Source organism: Virgibacillus carmonensis, from assembly GCF_057836705.1.
This window is the reverse complement of sequence record NZ_JBYQFJ010000162.1, coordinates 1-702: the sequence shown is the minus strand read 5'-3', so window position 1 is coordinate 702 and position 702 is coordinate 1. Positions and strand designations below refer to the sequence as shown.

General features: G+C 37.6%; 1 protein-coding gene. It reads right to left on the bottom strand.

Annotation, left to right across the window (positions count from 1 at the left end; translation table 11 throughout):
* Positions 1 to 444: class I SAM-dependent methyltransferase (locus AC3G7N_RS21140; protein ID WP_489424111.1), on the bottom strand; the 444-nt coding region annotated here is incomplete at its 3' end.
* Positions 445 to 702 lie beyond the last annotated feature (258 nt).

The window sequence follows — 702 nt, the reverse complement described above, 5'->3', positions numbered from 1 at the left end:
TTCAGAAAAGGGGGTAGCTGCGGTCATCTCAAGATCAAATAGAGCCCCTCCAATCCGTAATAATCGTGCAAATTCAGCAATTGTTTTACGGATATTAGTGAAAACAGTAACAGACTCAACCAGGATTAAATCAAATGATTCATCTGCCAAAGGTATATCTTCCACATCACCACATACTACATGAATGGTTGCATTTTCATTGCTAAATCTCTTCTTTGCCTTTTGTAACATAATTGGATGGCGATCGAGTGCAGTAATTTCGCATCCGTATTTTTTTGCCAAATAGGCAGATGTTTGTCCCGTTCCACATCCAGCATCAAGTATTCTGCTGTTCTGATCAAATTTCAGCTCTTTTAAAAGTTCTTTTGTTAGTGCCAGTCCGCCTGGGTGTGCACCACCAATACCACAGATTGCTAAAAAATCATGATAATTATACTTATCCATAGGATCATCCTTCGTTTAAATGATGTTTTACTTCATCATTTTATTTAATGGCTGTGAATAGGTGCAGCGAATTGCCCTGTAATGTTTAGTTGAAATATGTGATTATTGTCCAATCAATATAAGCGGATCGTACATAAATTACTCATATGATGTGTGGCGATTCAGTTGATGCCCATGCATTGTTTTCTAATGAATAGGCAGAAATGAAAGGAGCAAAGGATAGGATGTCATGTGGCCCTTATTTTGATCAATGCAGAA